Origin of the sequence: Brevibacillus laterosporus, assembly GCF_030489605.1 — a bacterium.
GTDB classification, from domain to species: domain Bacteria; phylum Bacillota; class Bacilli; order Brevibacillales; family Brevibacillaceae; genus Brevibacillus_B; species Brevibacillus_B laterosporus_E.
Genome location: NZ_JAUKFY010000007.1, coordinates 23,000 through 44,030, shown reverse-complemented (window position 1 = coordinate 44,030; position 21,031 = coordinate 23,000). Strand labels below are relative to the sequence as shown.

20 protein-coding genes are annotated in these 21,031 nt (G+C 43.0%); all 20 read left to right on the top strand.

The genetic code is table 11. The annotated features are described in order from the left end of the window. Nucleotides 1–5: 5 nt before the first annotated feature. On the top strand, nt 6–482 hold the full coding sequence (locus QZ995_RS09665) for a chemotaxis protein CheW (protein ID WP_031413698.1): 477 nt from the start codon (nt 6–8) through the stop codon (nt 480–482). Between the two features lie 3 nt (nt 483–485). Next, nucleotides 486–1,121 carry a chemotaxis protein CheC gene (locus tag QZ995_RS09660; RefSeq protein ID WP_031413699.1) on the top strand — a complete coding sequence of 212 codons (636 nt, stop codon included), beginning with the start codon at nt 486–488 and terminating at the stop codon, nt 1,119–1,121. Further along, nucleotides 1,108–1,593 (top strand): chemotaxis protein CheD, encoded by a 486-nt coding sequence (locus tag QZ995_RS09655; protein ID WP_301806094.1) that lies wholly within the window; start codon nt 1,108–1,110, stop codon nt 1,591–1,593. The genes QZ995_RS09660 and QZ995_RS09655 overlap by 14 nt, the downstream gene beginning before the upstream one ends. A 2-nt stretch (nt 1,594–1,595) precedes the next feature. Beyond that, nucleotides 1,596–1,988, top strand: a complete 393-nt coding sequence (locus tag QZ995_RS09650) for a hypothetical protein (protein WP_301806092.1) — start codon at nt 1,596–1,598, stop codon at nt 1,986–1,988. Between the two features lie 18 nt (nt 1,989–2,006). Further along, nucleotides 2,007–2,798: a FliA/WhiG family RNA polymerase sigma factor gene (locus QZ995_RS09645; RefSeq protein WP_301806090.1), complete on the top strand. Its 792-nt coding sequence runs from the start codon at nt 2,007–2,009 to the stop codon at nt 2,796–2,798. Nucleotides 2,799–2,841: 43 nt separating this feature from the next. Beyond that, nucleotides 2,842–4,239, top strand: a complete 1,398-nt coding sequence (locus QZ995_RS09640) for a DUF342 domain-containing protein (RefSeq protein ID WP_301806088.1) — start codon at nt 2,842–2,844, stop codon at nt 4,237–4,239. Nucleotides 4,240–4,257: 18 nt separating this feature from the next. Next, nucleotides 4,258–4,587 (top strand): hypothetical protein, encoded by a 330-nt coding sequence (locus tag QZ995_RS09635; RefSeq protein WP_301806086.1) that lies wholly within the window; start codon nt 4,258–4,260, stop codon nt 4,585–4,587. A 22-nt stretch (nt 4,588–4,609) separates the two neighbouring features. Next, a complete protein-coding gene (locus QZ995_RS09630) occupies nt 4,610–5,206 on the top strand; it encodes a DUF6115 domain-containing protein (protein WP_301806083.1) in 597 nt (198 codons plus the stop codon). Nucleotide 5,207: 1 nt separating this feature from the next. Further along, entirely contained in the window at nt 5,208–5,960 is a 753-nt protein-coding gene (locus tag QZ995_RS09625) for a hypothetical protein (RefSeq protein WP_301806081.1), read from the top strand. 292 nt (nt 5,961–6,252) lie between these two features. After that, nucleotides 6,253–6,957, top strand: a complete 705-nt coding sequence (rpsB, locus tag QZ995_RS09620) for a 30S ribosomal protein S2 (RefSeq protein ID WP_003341356.1) — start codon at nt 6,253–6,255, stop codon at nt 6,955–6,957. Between the two features lie 144 nt (nt 6,958–7,101). After that, nucleotides 7,102–7,986, top strand: coding sequence for a translation elongation factor Ts (gene tsf, locus QZ995_RS09615; RefSeq protein ID WP_301806077.1), 885 nt, complete (start codon nt 7,102–7,104; stop codon nt 7,984–7,986). 90 nt (nt 7,987–8,076) lie between these two features. Beyond that, on the top strand, nt 8,077–8,802 hold the full coding sequence (gene pyrH, locus QZ995_RS09610; protein ID WP_003336945.1) for a UMP kinase: 726 nt from the start codon (nt 8,077–8,079) through the stop codon (nt 8,800–8,802). Then, on the top strand, nt 8,803–9,360 hold the full coding sequence (gene frr / locus QZ995_RS09605; protein WP_003341354.1) for a ribosome recycling factor: 558 nt from the start codon (nt 8,803–8,805) through the stop codon (nt 9,358–9,360). It begins immediately after the preceding gene. A gap of 71 nt (nt 9,361–9,431) precedes the next feature. Further along, on the top strand, nt 9,432–10,202 hold the full coding sequence (locus QZ995_RS09600) for an isoprenyl transferase (RefSeq protein ID WP_301806070.1): 771 nt from the start codon (nt 9,432–9,434) through the stop codon (nt 10,200–10,202). Nucleotides 10,203–10,220: 18 nt separating this feature from the next. Further along, entirely contained in the window at nt 10,221–11,069 is an 849-nt protein-coding gene (locus tag QZ995_RS09595; protein ID WP_301806068.1) for a phosphatidate cytidylyltransferase, read from the top strand. 41 nt (nt 11,070–11,110) lie between these two features. Beyond that, nucleotides 11,111–12,262 carry a 1-deoxy-D-xylulose-5-phosphate reductoisomerase gene (locus tag QZ995_RS09590; RefSeq protein ID WP_301806452.1) on the top strand — a complete coding sequence of 384 codons (1,152 nt, stop codon included), beginning with the start codon at nt 11,111–11,113 and terminating at the stop codon, nt 12,260–12,262. 145 nt (nt 12,263–12,407) lie between these two features. Next, nucleotides 12,408–13,667: an RIP metalloprotease RseP gene (gene rseP, locus QZ995_RS09585; protein ID WP_301806065.1), complete on the top strand. Its 1,260-nt coding sequence runs from the start codon at nt 12,408–12,410 to the stop codon at nt 13,665–13,667. 41 nt (nt 13,668–13,708) lie between these two features. Continuing rightward, nucleotides 13,709–14,773 (top strand): flavodoxin-dependent (E)-4-hydroxy-3-methylbut-2-enyl-diphosphate synthase, encoded by a 1,065-nt coding sequence (ispG, locus tag QZ995_RS09580; protein WP_301806062.1) that lies wholly within the window; start codon nt 13,709–13,711, stop codon nt 14,771–14,773. Nucleotides 14,774–14,805: 32 nt separating this feature from the next. Further along, nucleotides 14,806–16,521, top strand: coding sequence for a proline--tRNA ligase (locus QZ995_RS09575; protein ID WP_301806059.1), 1,716 nt, complete (start codon nt 14,806–14,808; stop codon nt 16,519–16,521). 163 nt (nt 16,522–16,684) lie between these two features. Continuing rightward, the gene (locus tag QZ995_RS09570; protein ID WP_301806057.1) at nt 16,685–21,001 is read left to right on the top strand and encodes a PolC-type DNA polymerase III; all 4,317 of its coding nucleotides are present in this window, start codon (nt 16,685–16,687) and stop codon (nt 20,999–21,001) included. The last annotated feature ends 30 nt before the right edge of the window (nt 21,002–21,031 follow it).

Genomic DNA, 21,031 nt, shown 5'->3' with positions numbered 1-21,031 from the left:
TGAGTATGTTGGATATGAAAGCAGCATCTGAGGAAGTAAAAGTAATTATTTTTCGATTGGTAGACGAAGAGTACGGTGTAGAGGTTCAGCAGGTTAGATCGATTGAGAAGCTGGAACATATTACCCGCGTACCTCGCACACCAGAGTTTGTAAAGGGTGTTATCAATTTACGCGGTGTGGTTACACCCATTATTGATTTACGCAGTCGTTTTCAATTGGCAGAAACAGAATGCACAGAAGCTACGCGGGTGATCATCGTAGCTGTAGACGAACTAGAAGTTGGACTAATTGTTGATTCTGCAAACGACGTGGTTGATATCCCTGTTAATGCAATCGAACCGCCACCAGCCGTGGTTGGCGGGGTAGAAGCAACCTATTTACGTGGTGTAGCTAAATTAGAAAAACGTCTACTCATCTTATTAAATCTAGATAAAGTGTTGAGCACAGAAGAGATTAAACAATTGGATTCGTTTGAGGTTTAGTCTATGACTCATATTAAGAAATTAGGCGAATTTCAATTAGATGTGCTTCGTGAGGTAGGTAATATTGGGGCCGGTCATGCAACCACGGCACTTTCGCAATTGATTCAAAAAGAAATCGACATGACCGTTCCACAAGTAAGAATCATCTCTTTCCAGGAAATTGCTGATTTCCTGGGTGGAGATGAAGTGGTGGTAATCGCAGTCTTTTTACGTGTGGAAGGCGATTGCCCTGGAAATATGTTTTTTATCATTGATATCCCTTCCGCTAAAAATCTGTTGCAGCATCTGCTGGGTATTGTGCCACAAGAAGAGCAGGAAGAGATTTTTAGTGAGATGGAATTATCGGCTTTGCATGAGATCGGTAACATTATGGCTGGTTCTTATCTGTCATCACTGGCTGATTTTACGAAGCTTAATATGCAACCGACTGTACCTGCTCTTGCGATTGATATGGCAGGCGCTCTTTTGAGCTATGGACTTATTGAACTAGGTCGGGCTGGTGATTTTGCTTTAACGATCGACACAGCTTTTATGGAAGGCAACGAAAAAATGCAAGGTCACTTTTTCCTCATCCCAGATCCGGATTCATTTGCAACATTATTCCAAGCATTAGGGGTCCCGTTAGATGGAAATTATTAAAGTTGGAATGGCAGACGCAGGAGTAGCTAGTGCCCCCAACCATATTCGCACGACAGGCTTAGGTTCTTGCGTTGGGGTTGTACTTTATGATCGTAGTACTAAAATTGCGGGAATGGCGCATGTCATGTTACCGGATTCAAGCCTAGGGAAAAATACAGAGACCAATCATTTAAAGTATGCTGATACAGCAATTCCTGAATTAGTTGAACGAATGAAGAAGCTGGGAGCCCAAACCCGTCATATGACTGCTAAGCTGGCTGGAGGCGCCCAAATGTTTACCTTTCTTTCTACCAACGATGCAATGAGAATTGGACCGCGGAATGTAGAGGCTTGCAAAGCAGCTTTAAAACAATTCTCCATTCAGATTATTGCAGAGGATACTGGTGGAAATTGCGGACGAACTATTGAAGTTGATGCGGAAACTGGGTTATTGCAAATCCGGACCGTAAATCAAGGAACTAAGGAAGTATAACCATGAACCAAACCGTGAAAAGAAGTCTTTGGTTAGGATGCATTGCATTTCTACTAACGTTTTTGGCTGCCATTACTGGCAATTTGTTTGTTGTATCGTTTTATCGTGGAGTTATGGCTTTTCTGGTTATTTTTATCATCGCCTTTCTTGTGCAGTGGGTATTATCCATTCTCTTTCCAAAAGAAGATCCTAATGAGCTAAAGGACACAGATGGTGACGAGGAAGTAGCAGCAGGAGAAGAGCAGGAAGCTGCCACTGATCCGAAAGAAACGAACGAGTCTTTACATCCAGAAGAAGAGTTTATTCCATTAAAAGTAGAGCATGTACAAGCTGAATCTGCAGAGCATGACCCAAAATTAATTGCCCAAACGTTAAGAAGATTTACTGATGAGTAAAAGGCAGGTGATTAAACCATGGCTCGCGTATATAATCAAGAGAAGGTAACAAAAGAATTTGATAAATGGATGGAATGGAAAGAAAACGGGAGTCGAGAAGCGGAATTAGAACTGGTGGAAAAATTCTTGCCGCTAGTAAATAAAGTGGCAATGCGTCTTTCCATTGGTTTGCCTAACAACGTGGATAAGGATGATCTCATCAGCTATGGTCGATTCGGGTTGCTTGATGCTTTAAACAAGTTTGATTATAAACGGGGCTTGCAATTTGAAACGTATGCCATGTGGAGAATTCGTGGAGCTATGATTGATGGGTTGCGTGAAAATGATTGGATTCCTCGCACGGTGCGGGATAAGGCAAAAAAAATCGAAGAAGCATATACATATTTAGAGCAAAATCTGTTACGTTCTCCCACTGAGCAAGAAGTAAGTCTTCATTTGGGAATAACGGAAAAAGAAGTTCAACAGGTGATGTATGATACCTCGCTATCCAGTATGTTGTCGATTGACGAAGCAGTAGGTGATGAAGATGAACAGAAAATTGCTCGTCATGCTTATTTAATAGATGATCTTATGCCAAATCCTGAAAACGTCGCCCAAATGCAGAATTTGAAGGAAGTTTTAACTCAAGCTATTGACAAACTACCAGAAAAAGAGCGCCTCGTTGTTTCACTTTTTTACTTTGAAGAGTTAACTTTGTCTGAAATCGCTGAGGTCATGAGCTTATCCCCTTCACGTATTTCCCAGTTGCATTCCAAAGCGATTTTTCGTCTACGCAATACGTTGGCAAAATGGAAATCGCAGTTAATGTAGAAAACTGGTGGCGCCCAGAAGCGCAGAAAAAGGGGGGTTTTTCGTGAATCAAATTGCCGATTACGCGGAAATTCACATTTCATCTGACAAACTTCTTGCTGAGATTACATTAAAAGCAACAAGTGATGTCCCGCTAAAAGAGGAAGACTTGATTCGATTTTGTGAAACAAAAGGTGTGAGATATGGAATAATAGAAAATCATGTACGTGCTATCTGTTCTTCCCCGTCGCAATATGTCAATACTCCTCTCAGTATTGCTAGAGGAGTGGAACCGATACCGGGTAAGAATGGCAGCATTCGTTATCTATTTCAAGATGAGTCAGCAGAGAAAACTTCCCCCAAAGTGCTTGAAGATGGACGAGTGGACTATTATTCCGTTCTCAATATTGCTAATGTGACACGCGGTCAACTTTTAGCAGAAAAGATTATGGCAACACCGGGAGTACCAGGTAGAACGGTAACAGATGAAGTGATCCCGCCAAAGCCAGGTAAAGAAGCGTTATTAAAGCCTGGTAAAGGGATTGTGTTAAATGAAGAACGAACATTGGCATACGCTGTAATAGACGGCCAAGTATCGGTGGACAATGACAAGATTCATGTGTTCCCTGTCTATGAAGTCAATGGAGACGTTGATTTTAGTGTAGGTAATATTGATTTTGTTGGAACGGTTGTTATTCGTGGCCATGTGCCAACTGGTTTTACGATAAAAGCCACAGGCGATATTCGAATCTATGGAAGTGTAGAGGGTGCGGAGCTGATTGCAGAAGGCTCCATTGATATTAAAAACGGTATTGCTGGTCAGGATAAGGGACGTGTTCAAGCAGGAAATAACGTGACGACCTCTTATATTCAAAATGGGAATGTAACTGCTGGCAATAACGTTTTCGTTAAACAAAGCATCATGTTTTCACACGTAAAGGCTGGGAAGCAGGTGGTTTGCAAAGGAACCAAGGGGATTATTATTGGTGGTGTCGTTCAAGCAGGCGAGAAGATTATTGCACAGGTAGTTGGCAATATGAGTTCTACGCCAACCAGTCTTGAAGTGGGTGCTAAGCCCCAATGCCGCGAACAAGTCAGCCAAATTAAAAAGAAATTAACCGACCTTCATGATCAGAAGCGCAAGGCAGATCAAGGGCTGCAGGTATTGTCGCAAATGATGCAAGCCTATGGAGATTTGCCTTCTGACAAGAAGTCGTTACAGATTAAATTGACCAATACACAGCTCGTATTGGATAGAGAAATAAAAACGTTAGAAGAAGAAAAACGACGGCTCGAGGCAGAATTAGACCAAGAAATCCCATCCTATATTGAGGTATCTCAGCTAATTTTCCCAGGAGCAAAACTGGTTTTTGGTAAGCATGTGCGTTTTATTAAACAAGAGTTTAGCCGTACTCGATTCCTCGTTTTGGATGGAGAGATCTCTACTTCCACTCTCATTTAGAAAAGGAGAGAGATGCTGATGAGTTTTAAAGCACTCGAATTACAGCATGCTATTCCAAGGACACAAGAGATAGGCAGATGGCAAGAACAACTGCAACAACGGGCCGCAGCGGAGCAACAGCAGATTAAGGAAGAACAAAAGAAGCTAGCTGAAGCAAAACGGAATAAAACGGAGAATGTGCATAAATCAGAACAACAGCAGGTTAAAAATAAACAAGAAGAGTCTGCAAAGAAGCATGGGGGACATCCTGAACAAATGCGGGAGGGACAAGCAGAAGGAGAAATGAAAGCGCAAACCCATCCGTCACCTGATCCAATCCGTGGGCATCATATTGATATTTCTTTGTAACTATTCTAACTAGGTGAAGAAAATGACTCAATTGTTATATATACTACTAGGGGTTGGCCTAATTGCTATTGTGCTTTCAGGCCTCTCCCTTTGGTTATCTAAAAGAAAACATCACGAGATAGGTTCTGAAGCAATTTCTTCGCGGAAGCATTCAGAGCTCTCCAGCCTGGATCGCACTAGCATGGAAACAACGCTTAAACGCTTTGTTCAACAGGTAAAAAAGGAAAATGAAGAATTAGCTGAGAATTTGCATGCGAACATCGAGCAAATCAGAAAAAGTCAGCAGGAATTATTCGCTTCTGCTAAGCAATGTACACAAGACAATCTTTCTCTTCAGCAGGAGATGGAAAAACTGCATCTTCAATTTAGTGAGTTGCAAAAATCCCACGATTTATTAAAAAAGGGAGTAGAGCAATCCCAGATGTTGAGCCAAGCTGGCGCTGACCAGCAACCAGAGATTTCTCAAGACGTGTTGGCATTAAAAGATCGGTACCAGCGAGTGTTTGAATTAGTAAAACAAGGGCTTACTACTCCTGAGATAGCTAAAAAGCTTGGAGCTGGTCATGGGGAGATTGAATTAATTTTAACGCTTGCCGAGCCGATTGAAAGAGAGGCCTGACATGAAAACGAGAATCGGGTGGATGGGTTTTGGACTAGGGGTTGTGTTCTCTGCCGTGTTTCTTCTAGTCTTCGGACAGAAGGCGATTAGCATAGATGAACTAAAGAAAATCGCTGCTACTCAGGAGTGGGTAGTTCTTTCCAAAGAGGAATTTCAGAGTATGCAAGCACAGGAGCCTTTGAAAGGTCAGCCACAAGCAACTCCAAATACGAGTAAAGAAAAACAAAGCGGGCAACCGGCTATCTCTATACCAACTGGACAAAAGCAACCAGAGAAGAAGCCTGATACTGCTCCAACAGCAAATAGTGAGAAAAAGAAGCTAGCTTCTGAGCATGATAAGGACGCAACGAAGGCTTCTCCATCAGCAACAGAGAAGCAGAGAATGAATGAGTCCAGCAAAGAGAAAAAGAAGGCGGAACAATTAAACGAGAAATCGGATAAGAAAACGAAAGAAAACGAAAAAGAAAGCAATAAAACTACTCAGTCCGCTAAAGGCTCGTCATCTACAACGCAACAACCAGCGAAGGATGCTTCTAAACAGAATCATAGCTCTAAAGAGAACAGTGAGCCATCTACATCCACTACAAGCGAAAAAGAGCCTGCCAAAAAGCAGGAGCAGTCAATTGAACAAACTACGAATAATAAGCCGGGAGCAGAGAAAAAGGATACATCAAGCATAACGCCGCCAGTTCCTCCGACTCCTCCTGAGCCGCCTAAAACTCCTGAAGCTGATCCACTATCTGAACATAAATAAGCGACAGATAATAGAATGCTTCTTAATAAATTTCTTAAAAAAACGGTTTACTGATGATGTGATGTTCATTTTTGGATAAAATGGATATAGTTAGGTGAAAATAACGGTAAGCCGAAGCAACTTTTCTAACACTCTTTATTGCATTTGTTATTTTGATATGATATAGTTTTCTTCGGTGTTAAATACACACGCAGGCTAATTTCGGCAACGGTGCTACCATCTGGTAGTTTTGCTTGAAAAATGCGGTCGGCGGAGGTTGACACAAAAAACCAAACTAGAGGAGGTGTGAAATATGGCGGTAATCTCTATGAAACAACTTCTTGAGGCTGGTGTTCACTTCGGTCACCAAACTCGTCGTTGGAACCCAAAAATGGATCGCTATATCTTCACAGAACGTAACGGAATTTACATCATCGACTTGCAAAAGACGGTGAAAAAAGTAGAAGAGGCGTACAACTTCATGCGCGAAGTTGCTGCTAACGAAGGAAAAGTACTTTTCGTTGGTACGAAAAAACAAGCGCAAGAATCTGTTAAAGAAGAAGCTGAACGCACTGGTCACTACTACATCAACCAACGTTGGTTGGGTGGTACATTGACTAACTTTGAAACTATTCAAAAACGTACTGCTCGTCTTGCTGAACTAAAACGTATGCAAGAAGACGGTACTTTCGATGTTCTTCCTAAAAAAGAAGTTATCGTATTGAACAAAGAAATGGATCGCCTAGAGAAATTCTTGGGCGGTATTGCGCACATGAAAGAATTGCCTGACGCATTGTTCGTAATCGACCCTCGCAAAGAGCGCATCGCTGTTGCGGAAGCTCGTAAATTGGGTATCCCAATCGTAGCGATCGTTGATACTAACTGCGATCCAGACGAAATCGATTATGTGATTCCTGGTAACGATGACGCTATCCGTGCTGTTAAACTATTAACTGGCAAGATGGCTGACGCTCTGTCTGAAGGAAACCAAGGCGGAGAGCAAACAACCACGGCGTAATGAATGAGGGTGGACTGAGGGTTTTCAGAACCCCGTCCACCTTTTTCTACGAATACAATTGTATCTCCCGACGAAGAGTTTCACACATTACATACGTAGGCAAAATAAGATGCTTGCGGATTAGTTGAAGGAGGATGTAATTCAATGGCAATTACGGCACAAACAGTTAAAGAATTGCGCGAAAGAACAGGCGCGGGTATGATGGACTGCAAACGCGCACTAGAAGAAGTAAACGGTGATATCGAAAAAGCGATTGACCTACTTCGTGAAAAAGGTATCGCAAAGGCTGCGAAAAAGTCCGGACGTATCGCTGCTGAAGGTTTGACTGGATTTGCAATTAACGGAAACTTTGGTGCAGTAGTAGAAGTTAACTGTGAAACAGACTTCGTTGCTAAAAACCCTGAGTTCCAGCAACTAGTTAAAGATATCGCTGAACATGTAGTAAACGCTCGCCCTGCTACTGTTGAAGAAGCTTTGACTCAAGCTTTCCAAGGTGGAGAAGATTTGGGTACAATCATCAACGCGAAAATCGCAACAATTGGTGAAAACATCAGCTTCCGCCGCTTTGAAATCCTTGAAAAAGCTGACAACGGCATTTTCGGCGGATACCTGCACATGGGTGGAAAAATCGGTACGTTGGTAGCTTTAAATGACACTGACAATGAAGCTTTGGCAAAAGACATTGCAATGCACGCAGCAGCTTCTAACCCACGTTTTGGCGTGAGAGAAGAAGTTTCTCAAGACGTTATTGACCGTGAGCGTGAAGTATTGAAAAACCAAGCGTTGTCTGAAGGAAAGCCTGCTAACATCGTAGACAAAATGGTAGAAGGCCGCATGGCAAAATTCTTTGAAGAATATTGCTTAGTAGAGCAACCATTCGTTAAAGACCCAGACAAACGCGTTTCTCAATTGTTGAAAGAAGCAGGAGCTAGCTTCAAAGGTTTTGCTCGCTTCCAAGTTGGGGAAGGTATTGAAAAGAAACAAGAAGATTTTGCTGCTGAAGTAATGGCGCAAGTGAATAAGCAATAAGATGAAAATAGGGAACACCGCTGTGTTCCCTATTTTTAAAGAAAGACACGAAATAAGAGCAATACGAAATGAAAATGGAGGTCTTTTCGCATGCCAGACGCTGCATATAAAAGAGTCATACTAAAGCTGAGTGGAGAGGCACTAGCTGGGGAACTAGGGTATGGAATCGACCCAAAAGTTATCGCTTCGATTGCAAATCAAATAAAGGAAATCGTAGAGCTAGGTGTAGAAGTAGCCGTAGTAGTAGGTGGAGGAAACATCTGGAGAGGCCTTTCCGGAAGCTCCAAAGGAATGGATCGCGCAACGGCTGACTACATGGGCATGCTTGCAACTGTTATGAACGCACTTGCGATGCAAGATGGGTTAGAACAGGTCGGCGTACCTACCCGTGTTCAAACTTCTATTGAGATGCGTCAAGTAGCTGAGCCATACATTCGCAGAAAGGCGATTCGTCATTTAGAGAAGGGGCGAGTTGTCATCTTTGCGGCTGGTACAGGTAACCCGTACTTCTCCACCGATACAACTGCAGCATTGCGTGCTGCCGAGATCGAAGCAGAGGTTATCCTGATGGCAAAAAATAAGGTAGACGGTGTGTACACAGCGGATCCAAGCATTGACGAAAGCGCTACAAAATACGATAACCTAACTTTCCTTGAAGTTTTAAACAAAGGCTTAGGCGTCATGGATTCTACCGCTTCCAGTCTTTGCATGGATAATCATATACCACTTATTGTTTTTGCCATAACGGAAGAGGGCAACATTCGTCGGGCCGTCATGGGAGAAAAAATTGGGACTATAGTAAAGGGGGATGCTTAAATGCCACAAAACATTTTAAAGGATATGGAAGATCGCATGAGCAAGGCGATTCAAACATTAAAAAAGGACCTAGCGACATTGCGTGCTGGCCGTGCGACTCCGGCTATGTTGGATAAAATCATGGTAGACTACTATGGTACACCAACACCAATCAATCAATTGGCTAACGTAGTTGCTCCAGAACCGCGTATGCTACAAGTTCAGCCTTGGGATAAGAATGCTCTAAAAGATATCGATAAGGCAATCATGCAGTCTGATATCGGACTTACACCAACTAATGATGGTTCCGTAATCCGCATTGCAGTTCCACCACTTACAGAAGAGCGCCGCCGCGACTTAGTAAAAGTTGCAAACAAGAGTGGAGAAGATGCAAAAGTAGCAATTCGCAACGTACGTCGCGATGCAAATGATGGTATTAAAAAGTTGGAAAAAGCGGCTTCAATCTCTGAGGATGAATCCCGCGGTCATCAAGAAACGGTTCAAAAAACGACCGATAAGTTTATTGCGGAAGTTGACAAAATCGTAAAAGATAAAGAGAAGGACATTCTCGAGGTATAATGTGAGAAAATGTTCCCCCTCTGTAATGAGGGGGAGCTATGTCTATATCTCTCTTTTTGGGGGAAACCTGTATGTTAGAACGGTTAGGAAAAATGTTTAGCGGTAGGCAGGAAGAACATAAAAGCAATGCGTTTGATCAGGCAGGAGTCATTCCGCACCATGTAGCAGTCATTATGGACGGTAATGGACGCTGGGCTAAAAAACGTAATTTACCGCGTGTTGCTGGACACCATCAGGGTATGAAAACCGTAAAAGAAGTTGTAAAAGCAGCTGATGAAATCGGTGTAGGTGTATTAACGATGTACGCCTTTTCTACAGAGAATTGGAAGCGTCCTAAAGACGAAGTTGATTTTCTAATGAAGCTCCCACAGGAGTTCTTGTCGACTGAATTGGTAGAATTAGTTGAACGAAATGTTCGGATACGTATGATAGGTTCACGAGAAGGCTTACCTTCTCATACTTTAAACGCATTGATCGAAGCAGAGGAAAAGACAAAAAATAATACAGGCTTACAACTTAATTTTGCCCTTAATTATGGAGGGCGTGATGAAATTTTAAAAGCGACAAAAGAGATTGCTCAATTGATTGCCCAAGGCAAGCTGACACCTGAACAAATTGATGAGGAAACAATTGCCTCACATTTATATACACAAGGAATTCCCGAACCTGATTTGTTAATTCGCACGAGCGGAGAAATTCGTATTAGCAATTTCATGCTATGGCAACTAGCTTATACGGAATTTTGGTTCACGGATGTGTATTGGCCCGATTTTTCCAGAGAGCATTTCGTACAGGCGATTGCTGAATACCAAGGTCGAGCTCGTCGATACGGCGCAGTTTGATCTGGAGAGGTGGAACAAGTGAAGGAACGGATAATTACCGGATTACTTGGGGGTGTTGTTTTTCTCACCCTGGTATATCTGGGGGGGATTTGGTACTCGTCCCTTGTATTACTTATGGCCTTCATCGGCCTTTTTGAATTTTTACGCATGGCCAGCATAAAGCCATTCAGTTTTCCAGGCATACTGGGCTATGTGATTTTAATAAGTGCATGGCAACCAGACCTCGCAGCGTTATTATTCCCGGTGCTCGGGTTTTTGAAGGTAAATGGTATTGGTGCAATCACAGTAGAATGGGGTCAAATTCTGCTGTTACCTTTATTCTTGCTGCTATTTTATACTGTACTTAGTAAAAATCGCTTTCATATTGAACATGCCGCTCTGGTATTACTCGGAGCGTTATACATAGGATATGGTTTTCACTACGTTGCCGTCGCTCGCGGGGGGATAGGTTTAACTGGATTTTGGCTCACGATTATCATCTTGTTATCTGTATGGTCAACCGATTCTGGAGCCTATTTTGCAGGAAAAGCATTTGGTAAACGTAAATTATGGCCAGATATTAGTCCAAATAAAACAGTAGAGGGAGCGCTTGGAGGTTTCCTTGCCTCCCTTGTGATTGTCGGGGCAATTGATGCCTTTTTGATCTTTTGGCAAGTGCCCGGAGCTCTTCCGTGGGGACAAGCTTTAGCAATTGCAGCCATTACAGGTATTGTCGGTCCGCTAGGAGATTTAGTAGAATCAGCTTACAAGCGTCATTTCGCAGTAAAGGATTCAGGTCATATTCTACCCGGGCATGGAGGCATTCTCGACCGATTTGATAGTATGCTTATTGTGTTTCCGATACTGTACTTGTTTGGCTTGTTTTAAGCAGTAGCTCGTAGATAAATAGGGGTTTTGAGGTGAGATGGGTGAAAAACATATCGCTGTTAGGTTCTACCGGTTCGATCGGGACAAGTACCATGGAAGTAGTGAAACAGCACCCCGATCAGTTTAACATTGTAGCCATGGCAGCCGGTACTAACATTGACTTACTAGAAGAACAAGCTTTATATGCGAAACCGGAACTCATTTCCGTAGGGACAGAAGAGCTTGCACGAGAGTTATCGAAACGCCTTGCTGGAGTTTTATCCGCAGAGATCGTGCATGGATTAGACGGCTTGATTGAGGTAGCGACACATCCACAAGCATCATTTGTTATGTCAGCAGTAGTAGGCAGTGTAGGAGTAAAACCAACTCTGGCTGCGATTGAACGTGGCAAAACAATTGGACTTGCTAATAAGGAAACCCTGGTAAGTGCAGGACATCTGGTCATGGAGGCTGCCCAAAGGCATCAGGCGACAATTGTTCCTGTTGACAGCGAGCATTCTGCCATTTTTCAGGCTCTAAACGGTGAGAATCGGCAGGATGTTTCCAAACTCGTTATTACTGCTTCAGGAGGATCACTTCGCCATCTGTCTCGAGATGAGTTAGCTCATGTAACTCGAGAAGATGCTTTGCGACATCCGAATTGGAGCATGGGAGCTAAAATAACGATTGACTCAGCTACTATGATGAATAAAGGATTTGAAGTATTAGAAGCTCATTGGCTATTTGGAATGCCGTATGAACAGATAGAGACAATTCTTCACTATGAAAGTATTATTCATTCTATGGTAGAATACAAAGATAGAGCCGTGATAGCACAATTGGGAACACCGGATATGAAGGTTCCCATTCAGTACGCTCTTACCTATCCAAGCCGCTGGCCGTTGCCGACTGAGACACTTGATCTCGTGAAATGCGGGACGCTTCATTTTAAAGAGATGGATTTCACCCGCTATCCACTCTTAAAACTAGCGTACGATTGCGGCAAGGTTGGCGGTACACTGCCCGCTGTGCTAAATGCAGCCAATGAAGTTGCCGTGTCGCGGTTTTTGCAGGATGAACTAACAATCGTAGGAATTGAAGAGCTTGTTCATCAGGTATGTGCCTTACACAACACGAGTCCGCATCCTACCTTAGAAGAGATTGACGAAGTTGACGCATGGGCACGGCAAGCTGCACGAGACTGGAGCAGATAAGAGGGAAAGAAACGAGCGAAAAGCTTTGCCAGAGACAGGGTACTGATTAGACGCTTTACCTACATATAGTAGAGTAGTGGTCCTGTTTCGATAGAACGGGTGAGTGCTTCTCAATCACGAAATAGAAGGAAAGGTGGCTATATCTATGCAAATGCCTCCCGTACAGATTGGTTTTGGATCGGTAATCGCCTTCGTAGTTATTTTTGGATTGTTGGTCTTTTTCCATGAAATGGGCCATTTTTTGTTAGCAAAACGGGCAGGTATTTTATGCCGTGAGTTCGCTCTGGGAATGGGACCAAAAATGTTTAGCTTTAAGAGGGGCGAAACAGAATATACGTTGCGTTGGTTACCGATCGGCGGTATGGTTCGAATGGCAGGTGAAGACCCTGAGATGGAAGTGTTACAACCTCATATGGAGGTCGGGGTTTTATTCAACCAAGCTAATCAGATTTCTCACATTTATGTTACTCCTAAAGATATCCCCAATCATGCAACGATTGGTAATGTGGTTCGTCATGATCTGGAGCATGATTTGATCATGACTTTGGATATACAGGGAGAAGTGAAGACATTTGCTGTTGATCCTCAGACGATGCTAGTGATTGAAGGCAAGGAAGTACAGATTGCTCCTTTTAATCGTCAATTTAAAGGGAAAACAATATGGCAACGTTTCCTAGCTATTTTTGCTGGACCTGCTGCTAACTTTATTTTAGCTTTTGTTATCTTTGTGATGGGTGCTTTATTCTTCGGAACTCCGTCAAAAGATGCTGTTTTAGGCCAAGTTATTCCGGATGGACCTGCTTATCAGGCCGGGCTGAAACAGGGAGATCGCATTATTAGCATCGATGGGACACCAATAAATGATTGGAACCAGTTTGTGGGAGCTGTTAATGCATCCCCTAATAAAAATATTGAAATGAAGATCAACAGAGATGGGCAAGACATGGTCGTACCCGTACAGGTAAATGAACAGGGTAAAATAATGGTTGGTGCCGGTGTTAAAAGAGAGATCGGATTAGCGCTGACGCATGGTGTTGACCAAACGATCTTCTGGACGAAAACCATCTTCACCAATCTTGCACAGCTCTTTACGGGTCATGTAAGTGTGAAGGATTTAAGTGGGCCAGCAGGGATCTTTACAATGACCAGTCAATTCGCACAAAATGGTCTTGCGGCACTCTTTACATGGACAGCGCTTTTGAGTATTAACCTTGGTATTTTTAATTTGCTGCCAATTCCTGCCTTAGACGGTGGACGCCTTGTGTTCATTGCCATTGAGGCATTGCGCGGTAAACCAATTGATCCTAACAAAGAAGGCATGGTTCACTTTGTTGGTTTTGCTTTATTGATGATGTTAATTCTAGTTGTGACTTGGAATGATATACAACGTCTCTTTTTACAGTAATTCAACATGTAGAGAGAAACAGATAAAGGAGTGTGCTTACTTTGTATAAGCGCGAGGAGACCAAACCGGTATTTGTAGGCGGAGTCCAAATTGGAGGACAAAAAAGTGTGGTTATCCAATCTATGACCACCGCTGATACGCGTGATGTAGAAGCTACGCTCAAACAAATAGAGCAATTGCATGAAGCTGGATGCCAAATTGTTCGTTTAGCGGTTGTTAATGAAGATGCTGCAAAAGCAATCAAGCAAATTAAGGAACGTTCTCCATTGCCGTTAGTAGCTGATATCCATTTTGACTATCGACTAGCGCTTACAGCATTGGAGAGCGGCATTGATAAAATACGAATTAATCCAGGGAATATTGGAAATCGGAAACGAACTCAGGCAGTAGTTGATGCTTGTCGTGAACGAAATGTTCCTATCCGTATTGGTGTAAACTCAGGTTCAGTAGAAAGACGTTTATTAGATAAATACGGATATCCTAGTCCAGAAGCGATCGTGGAATCAGCTATGAACCATGTGGAGATTTTAGAAGACCTGAACTATGATAATATTACGATCTCACTAAAATCTTCAGATGTTCCAACCATGATTCAGACGTATTCGTTAATGGCCCAACGTCGCCCTTACCCGTTACATGTAGGGGTAACAGAAGCTGGTACACAGTTCTCTGGTAGCATTAAATCTGCTGTAGGAATTGGTACGGTTTTATCCATGGGGATCGGTGACACAATTCGCGTATCCCTCACTGCCGACCCTGTTGAAGAGATTAAGGTAGCGAAACAGATTTTGCGCAGTCTAGATATCGTAAATAATGATCCAGTAGTAATTGCGTGCCCATCTTGTGGTCGTTGTGCCATTGATCTGATCGGATTGGCAACAAAGGTGGAAGACGCAGTTAGCACGCTGAAGAAACCATTGAAGGTAGCTGTTATGGGATGTGCAGTTAACGGACCAGGTGAAGCACGTGAGGCTGATGTGGGTGTAGCCGGCGGTAATGGAGAGGGACTAATCTTCCGCAACGGTGAAATCGTCCGTAAAGTAAAAGAAGATGAACTTTTTGAAGAGTTAATGAAAGAAATCAACACAATCATGGAAGAGAAATAGAACGTGTTGATTTGATCAAAGGAGGAACTTGTGTGTTAAGGCAAAGCCAATTACTAATCCCTACTTTACGCGAGGTACCAGCAGACGCAGAGATTGCCAGTCATAAACTGTTGTTGCGTGCTGGTCTTGCAAGACAGTTAGCTTCCGGTATCTATACATTTATGCCGATAGCTCTGCGTGTCCTCCAAAAAATTCAAAATATCGTGCGTGAAGAAATGAATAACGCAGGTGCACAAGAGATTTTAATGCCAACGATTCAGCCGGCAGAAATTTGGGAGAAAAGTGGCCGCTGGGATCATTATGGTCCTGAATTGATGCGTTTACGCGATCGTCATGATCGTCGTTTTGCTTTAGGGCCAACTCATGAGGAGGTTGTAGCTACTTTAGTAGCCAGTGAAATCAACTCCTATAAAAAACTGCCAATTAACTTGTATCAAATTCAAACAAAATTCCGCGATGAAGTACGCCCTCGCTTTGGACTCATTCGTTGCCGGGAATTTATGATGAAGGATGCTTATTCTTTTGATACAACTCAAGAGGGCTTGGATAAGAGCTTTGATGATATGTTCCATGCTTATCACCGTATTTTTACGCGTGTTGGACTCAATTATCGTGCGGTGGAAGCAGATGCGGGTTCTATTGGCGGAACCGGAACGTATGAATTTATGGCATTGTGTGAAATCGGTGAAGATACGATTGCATATTCTACAGACGGCGATTATGCAGCTAATCTGGAGAAAGCGGAAGTTTTGTATAACGGACCAACTTCCGTAGAAGTAGATGTAGCCCCATTGGAAAAAATTCACACACCAAACATCAAAACCATCGAGCAATTAAAAGAGGGTCTGGGCGTTGAAGGCAAAGACATCGTGAAAAGCTTAGCATACATGGTGGATGATCAGTTTGTACTTGTTTTAATTCGTGGTGATCACGAATTGAACGAAGTGAAGCTTAAAAATATGTTTGACGCAATTGATGTACGCATGGCAACTGAAGCAGAAATCACTGAGAAGCTAGGTGCTCCAGTTGGTTTTGTTGGTCCTGTCGGTGCTGAGGGGAAAAAAATTGAGGTAGTAGCGGACAACTACGTTCAAGAGGTAGCTAGTGCCGTCATTGGGGCAAATGAAGTAGATTACCACTTGAAGAACGCGCAGTATGGACGGGATTATCACGTATCTCGTTTTGCTGATCTGCGAAATATTCAGGAGGGTGACGTTTGCCCACGTACACAAGCTCCAATCGCTTTTGCCCGCGGTGTAGAAGTAGGTCACGTATTTAAATTGGGTACAAAATACTCAGAGCCAATCGGAGCAAAATTTTTAGACGAGAATGGCCGTGAACAAACAATGATCATGGGCTGCTACGGTATCGGCGTATCTCGTACGCTGGCGGCGGTAATTGAACAAAACAACGATGAGAATGGTATTATCTGGCCAGCATCAGTTGCTCCTTATCATGCTCATGTAATTCCAATCAATGTAAAATCTGATCAACAGCGTGAAATGAGTGAAGAGATTACAGCCGCATTGGAAGCAGCGGGAGTAGAAGTGTTGTACGATGACCGTACGGAACGTGCTGGTGTTAAGTTTAAGGATGCCGATTTACTTGGTTTGCCACTTCGAATCACGGTGTCTGATAAATTGGAACCAGGTACTGTTGAAGTTCGCATTAGACGTACTGGTGAAGCTACTGTGGTAGCTGTGAGCGAGCTTGTTCCTTATGTAAAAGAACAGCTAGCAAACCTATAGAGTTAGGTATCAAAAGCAATGCAGGATTTGCTTTGAAATTTGTAGAAGAGAAAAAGGTACCCCAGAAGCGCAAGGGGTACCTTTTCTATGTAGATATTACCGTTGGTTCTGCTTAGCATTTTGTCGTAAGGTAGAGAAGGAGAAAAGCGAGAGGTGAGAAAAAATGGATCTATTAACAGAACAAAAACATAGATTTTCTCTGCTCCTCAAGCAATTAGAGGTTCCCCAAGAGATGGTTGAGCGATATTTTACCGAGGGGTATATTGAGAAGCTGGAAGTATATAAACAAACCAAAGAATGGATATTTCACTTTACATTTGAAAAAATGATGCCAGTTGATATATATCGTGCGTTTACGAAACGATTGCAGCAAACCTTTGCGCATTTAGCTAAGGTTGACGCGATTTTTCGTTATTCCTTGCAGCCGCCCGTACATATTGTGGTGGAAGAATACTGGGATTACTTGCTAAGCGATCCAGATGCACATTTGCAAACATTGGTAGGTACCCTTAAAACAGGACGAGTGGAGACAGCGGGGGACCAAGTAAAGCTATTGTTACCTACTGAGATGGCAGTAGATATTATGAAATCGAAAAAAGCAGATGAACAACTGACCCAAGCATTTTGGAAGATTGCACAGGTAAGCCCGCGCTTTCTGTTTCAAGCCGAAGAAAATGACGCGGCTATGCAAGCCTTTATTGAGCAACGTAAAGAAGAAGAACGAGCGTTGGTTAAAAATGTCATGACGCAGCAGGCTCAAGCAGAGAAAGAGCGTCAGAATGGACAAGAAGCTGAAGCAATTACCACTGTTACCATTGGATATGACATCAAGGAGGAACCTGTACCTATCAGTGAGATTCAAGAGGAAGAAAGACGAATTACGATACAGGGTACAGTCTTTAATGCAGAAATTAAAGAATTGAAAAGTGGACGCCACATTTTAACTTTCCATTTGACAGATTATACGGATTCGTTAACTGTCAAAATCTTTTCGCGTGATAAGGAAGATGTTAAAGTACTTGAAGCGATTAAGGACGGTATGTGGATTAAAGCGCGCGGCAGCGTTCAGCATGATACCTTTATGCGCGAGCTGGTAATGATGGCAAATGACATCAACCAGATTGAACAGCAAGGACGTAAGGATCTAGCAGAGGAAAAACGGGTTGAGCTGCATGCCCACACTCCGATGAGCATGTTAGACGGAGTTGTTTCCGTTAAATCTTACATTTCACAAGCTGCTAAATGGGGGCACAAAGCTGTTGCGATTACGGATCATGGTGTCGTACAGGCATTCCCTGAGGCTTACAGTGTAGCGAAAAAGAACGGTGTCAAATGTATTCTAGGGTTAGAAGCCTATGTAGTGGAAGATGGTATTAACATTGTATATAACCTAGATCGGGGAGCAACGAATTACGCCATTGATGATACGACTCCTTATGTCGTATTTGATACAGAGACAACAGGTTTAAATGCGAATGAACATACCATTATTGAAATCGCTGCTGTAAAAATGATAGGCTCAGAAATCATTGAAGAATGGACAGAATTAATTGATCCTGGTATTTTGATTGGCCCAAAAACCACGGAGATTACGGGGATCACAAACGAAATGCTACGGGGAAAACAGAAGCTGGACGTTGTTTTGCGCCGTTTTAAAGAGTTTGCTGGGGATTCGATTCTTGTGGCCCACAACGCCGAATTTGACCAAGCATTTATTAATGCGTGTGCCATTCGAGTAGGAATGGAACCGTGGACAAATTCTTTTTTAGACACTTTGCCGCTTGCACGTATGCTGTATCCAGGCATGCGCAATTATCGATTAGGAACGCTTGCAAAACGCTTTAATGTTGAACTAATCAATGCTCACCGGGCGTTGGACGACACTGTTGCACTAGCAAAGGTTTTCCAGCTCATGTTAAAAGACGTGAAGGAAGCAGAGATCAAAACACTCTCAGAGCTAAATGAGCGCAGCAACGCTCAAGCGGATTATAAGAGTACCCGTCCATTCCATGCTACGATTTTAGTGAAAAACAAGGAAGGCTTAAAAAATCTGTATAAGCTGGTGTCTATCTCGCATACGGAAACCTTCTTCCGCGTACCACGAATTATGCGAAGCCAGATTACAAAATATCGAGAAGGCTTGTTGATTGGAACAGCTTGTAAAGAAGGGGAGCTATTCCAAGGCATTCTGCGTGGTAAACCTGAACAAGAATTAGAAGAGATCGCTAGATTCTATGATTATATCGAGTTGCAGCCCTTAGAACATTACAAACCTTTATTGCGCAATGAGACGATCCCTAATACGGACGTAGTGAAGACATATCACGAAACAATGATACGCATTGCTGAACATTTGGAACGACCGGTTGTGGCTACAGGGGATGTGCATTTTCTACACCCTCAGGATCATACGTTTCGTGAAGTATTCTTGCTATCAAAAGGAGACCCAGATGCCAACGACCAGCCTCCACTATATTTCATGACTACTGAGGAGATGCTGGAGGCATTCTCTTATTTGGGTGAACAGAAGGCGAAAGAAATTGTTGTAGACAATACAAATGCCATTGCTGACATGATTGAAGAAGTTAGCCCGATCCCAGATCGTTTGTATACCCCTGTAATCGAAGGGGCAGATGAAGAGCTGCGTGATATGTGCTATAAAAAAGCAAAGCGCATCTACGGCGATCCGTTGCCGGAAATTGTTGAACAACGTCTAGAAAAAGAACTGACCAGTATTATTAAACACGGATTCGGTGTTATTTATCTGATCTCGCAGCGATTGGTGACAAAATCACTTAGCGACGGCTACTTAGTAGGATCACGTGGATCAGTAGGCTCTTCTTTTGTAGCAACCATGTCCGATATCACAGAGGTTAATCCACTGCCGCCTCACTATGTATGCCCGAACTGTCAGCATAGCGAGTTTATTATGGACGGCTCCATCGGTTCTGGATTCGACTTAAAGGACAAGGATTGCGAGAAATGCGGCACTAGATATATGAAAGATGGCCAAGATATTCCTTTCGAAACCTTCCTTGGATTTAAAGGAGATAAGGTTCCCGATATTGACTTGAATTTCTCAGGTGACTACCAGCCAAGAGCGCATAAATATACACAAGACCTATTTGGCATCGATAATGTTTTTCGTGCAGGAACGATAGGTACCGTCGCCGAAAAGACAGCGTACGGCTATGTTCGTAAATGGGCGGAAGAGCGCAAGCTAATGCTTCGCGGAGCAGAGATTGCTCGCTTGGTAAATGGTTGTACGGGCGCTAAACGTACGACTGGACAGCATCCAGGGGGAATTATTGTCTTGCCCGATTATATGGATATGGAGGATTTTTGTCCGATCCAATTCCCTGCCGATGATGTTAAATCTGAATGGCGAACAACGCATTTCGACTTCCATTCCATCCATGACAATCTATTAAAGCTAGATATACTGGGTCACGACGATCCGACCGTTATCCGGATGCTTCAGGACTTGACGGGATTAGACCCGAAACAAATTCCGTTAGACGATCCAAAAACGATGTCTATCTTTAGTTCAACAGAAGCGCTAGGCGTAACGGCTGAACAAATTCGTACGAATATGGGGACGTTAGGAATACCGGAGTTCGGTACAAAATTCGTGCGTCAGATGCTAGAAGATACAAAACCAACCACCTTTGCTGAATTGGTGCAGATTTCTGGTCTCTCGCACGGAACCGATGTATGGCTAAACAATGCACAAGAATTAATACGTAATCAGACGTGTAAGCTGTCTGAGGTTATCGGTTGTCGTGACGATATCATGGTATATCTGATCTATAAAGGACTGGAACCGTCCCAAGCCTTTAAAATAATGGAATCAGTGCGTAAAGGAAAAGGTGTCAGCGAGGAAGACCAAGAGGAGATGCGCAAGCATGATGTACCTGAATGGTACATAGGGTCTTGTCAACGGATTAAGTATATGTTCCCGAAAGCGCATGCGACTGCTTATGTAATGATGGCGGTTCGGATCGCCTATTGTAAGGTACATCATCCGCTAGAATTTTACGCTACGTATTTTACTGTTCGTGCGGATGATTTCGATATTCCGTTAATGGTACAAGGCTCGGCAGCTATTCGCCAACGAATTGAAGAGATTGAGGAAAAAGGTCACGATGCCCAACCAAAAGAAAAATCTCTTTTGACTGTATTAGAGATGGCCTTGGAAATGGTAGAGCGAGGCTTTAGCTTTACCAACGTCGATTTATATCGTTCAGACGCTGAGAAGTTCCTGATTGATGGAGACAAACTAATTGCACCGTTTAATGCGATTCCAGGATTAGGAACTAACGCAGCAATCAGCATTGTAGAAGCACGTGAACAGGGAGAATTTTTATCAAAAGAAGACCTGCTTAGCCGTTCCAAAATTTCCAAAACAATTTTGGAATATCTTGATGAGCAGGGAGCCCTGCAGGGTATGCCGGAATCAAATCAATTGTCCTTGTTCTAACATTAAAAAACATAGTGCAGTTTATTGATA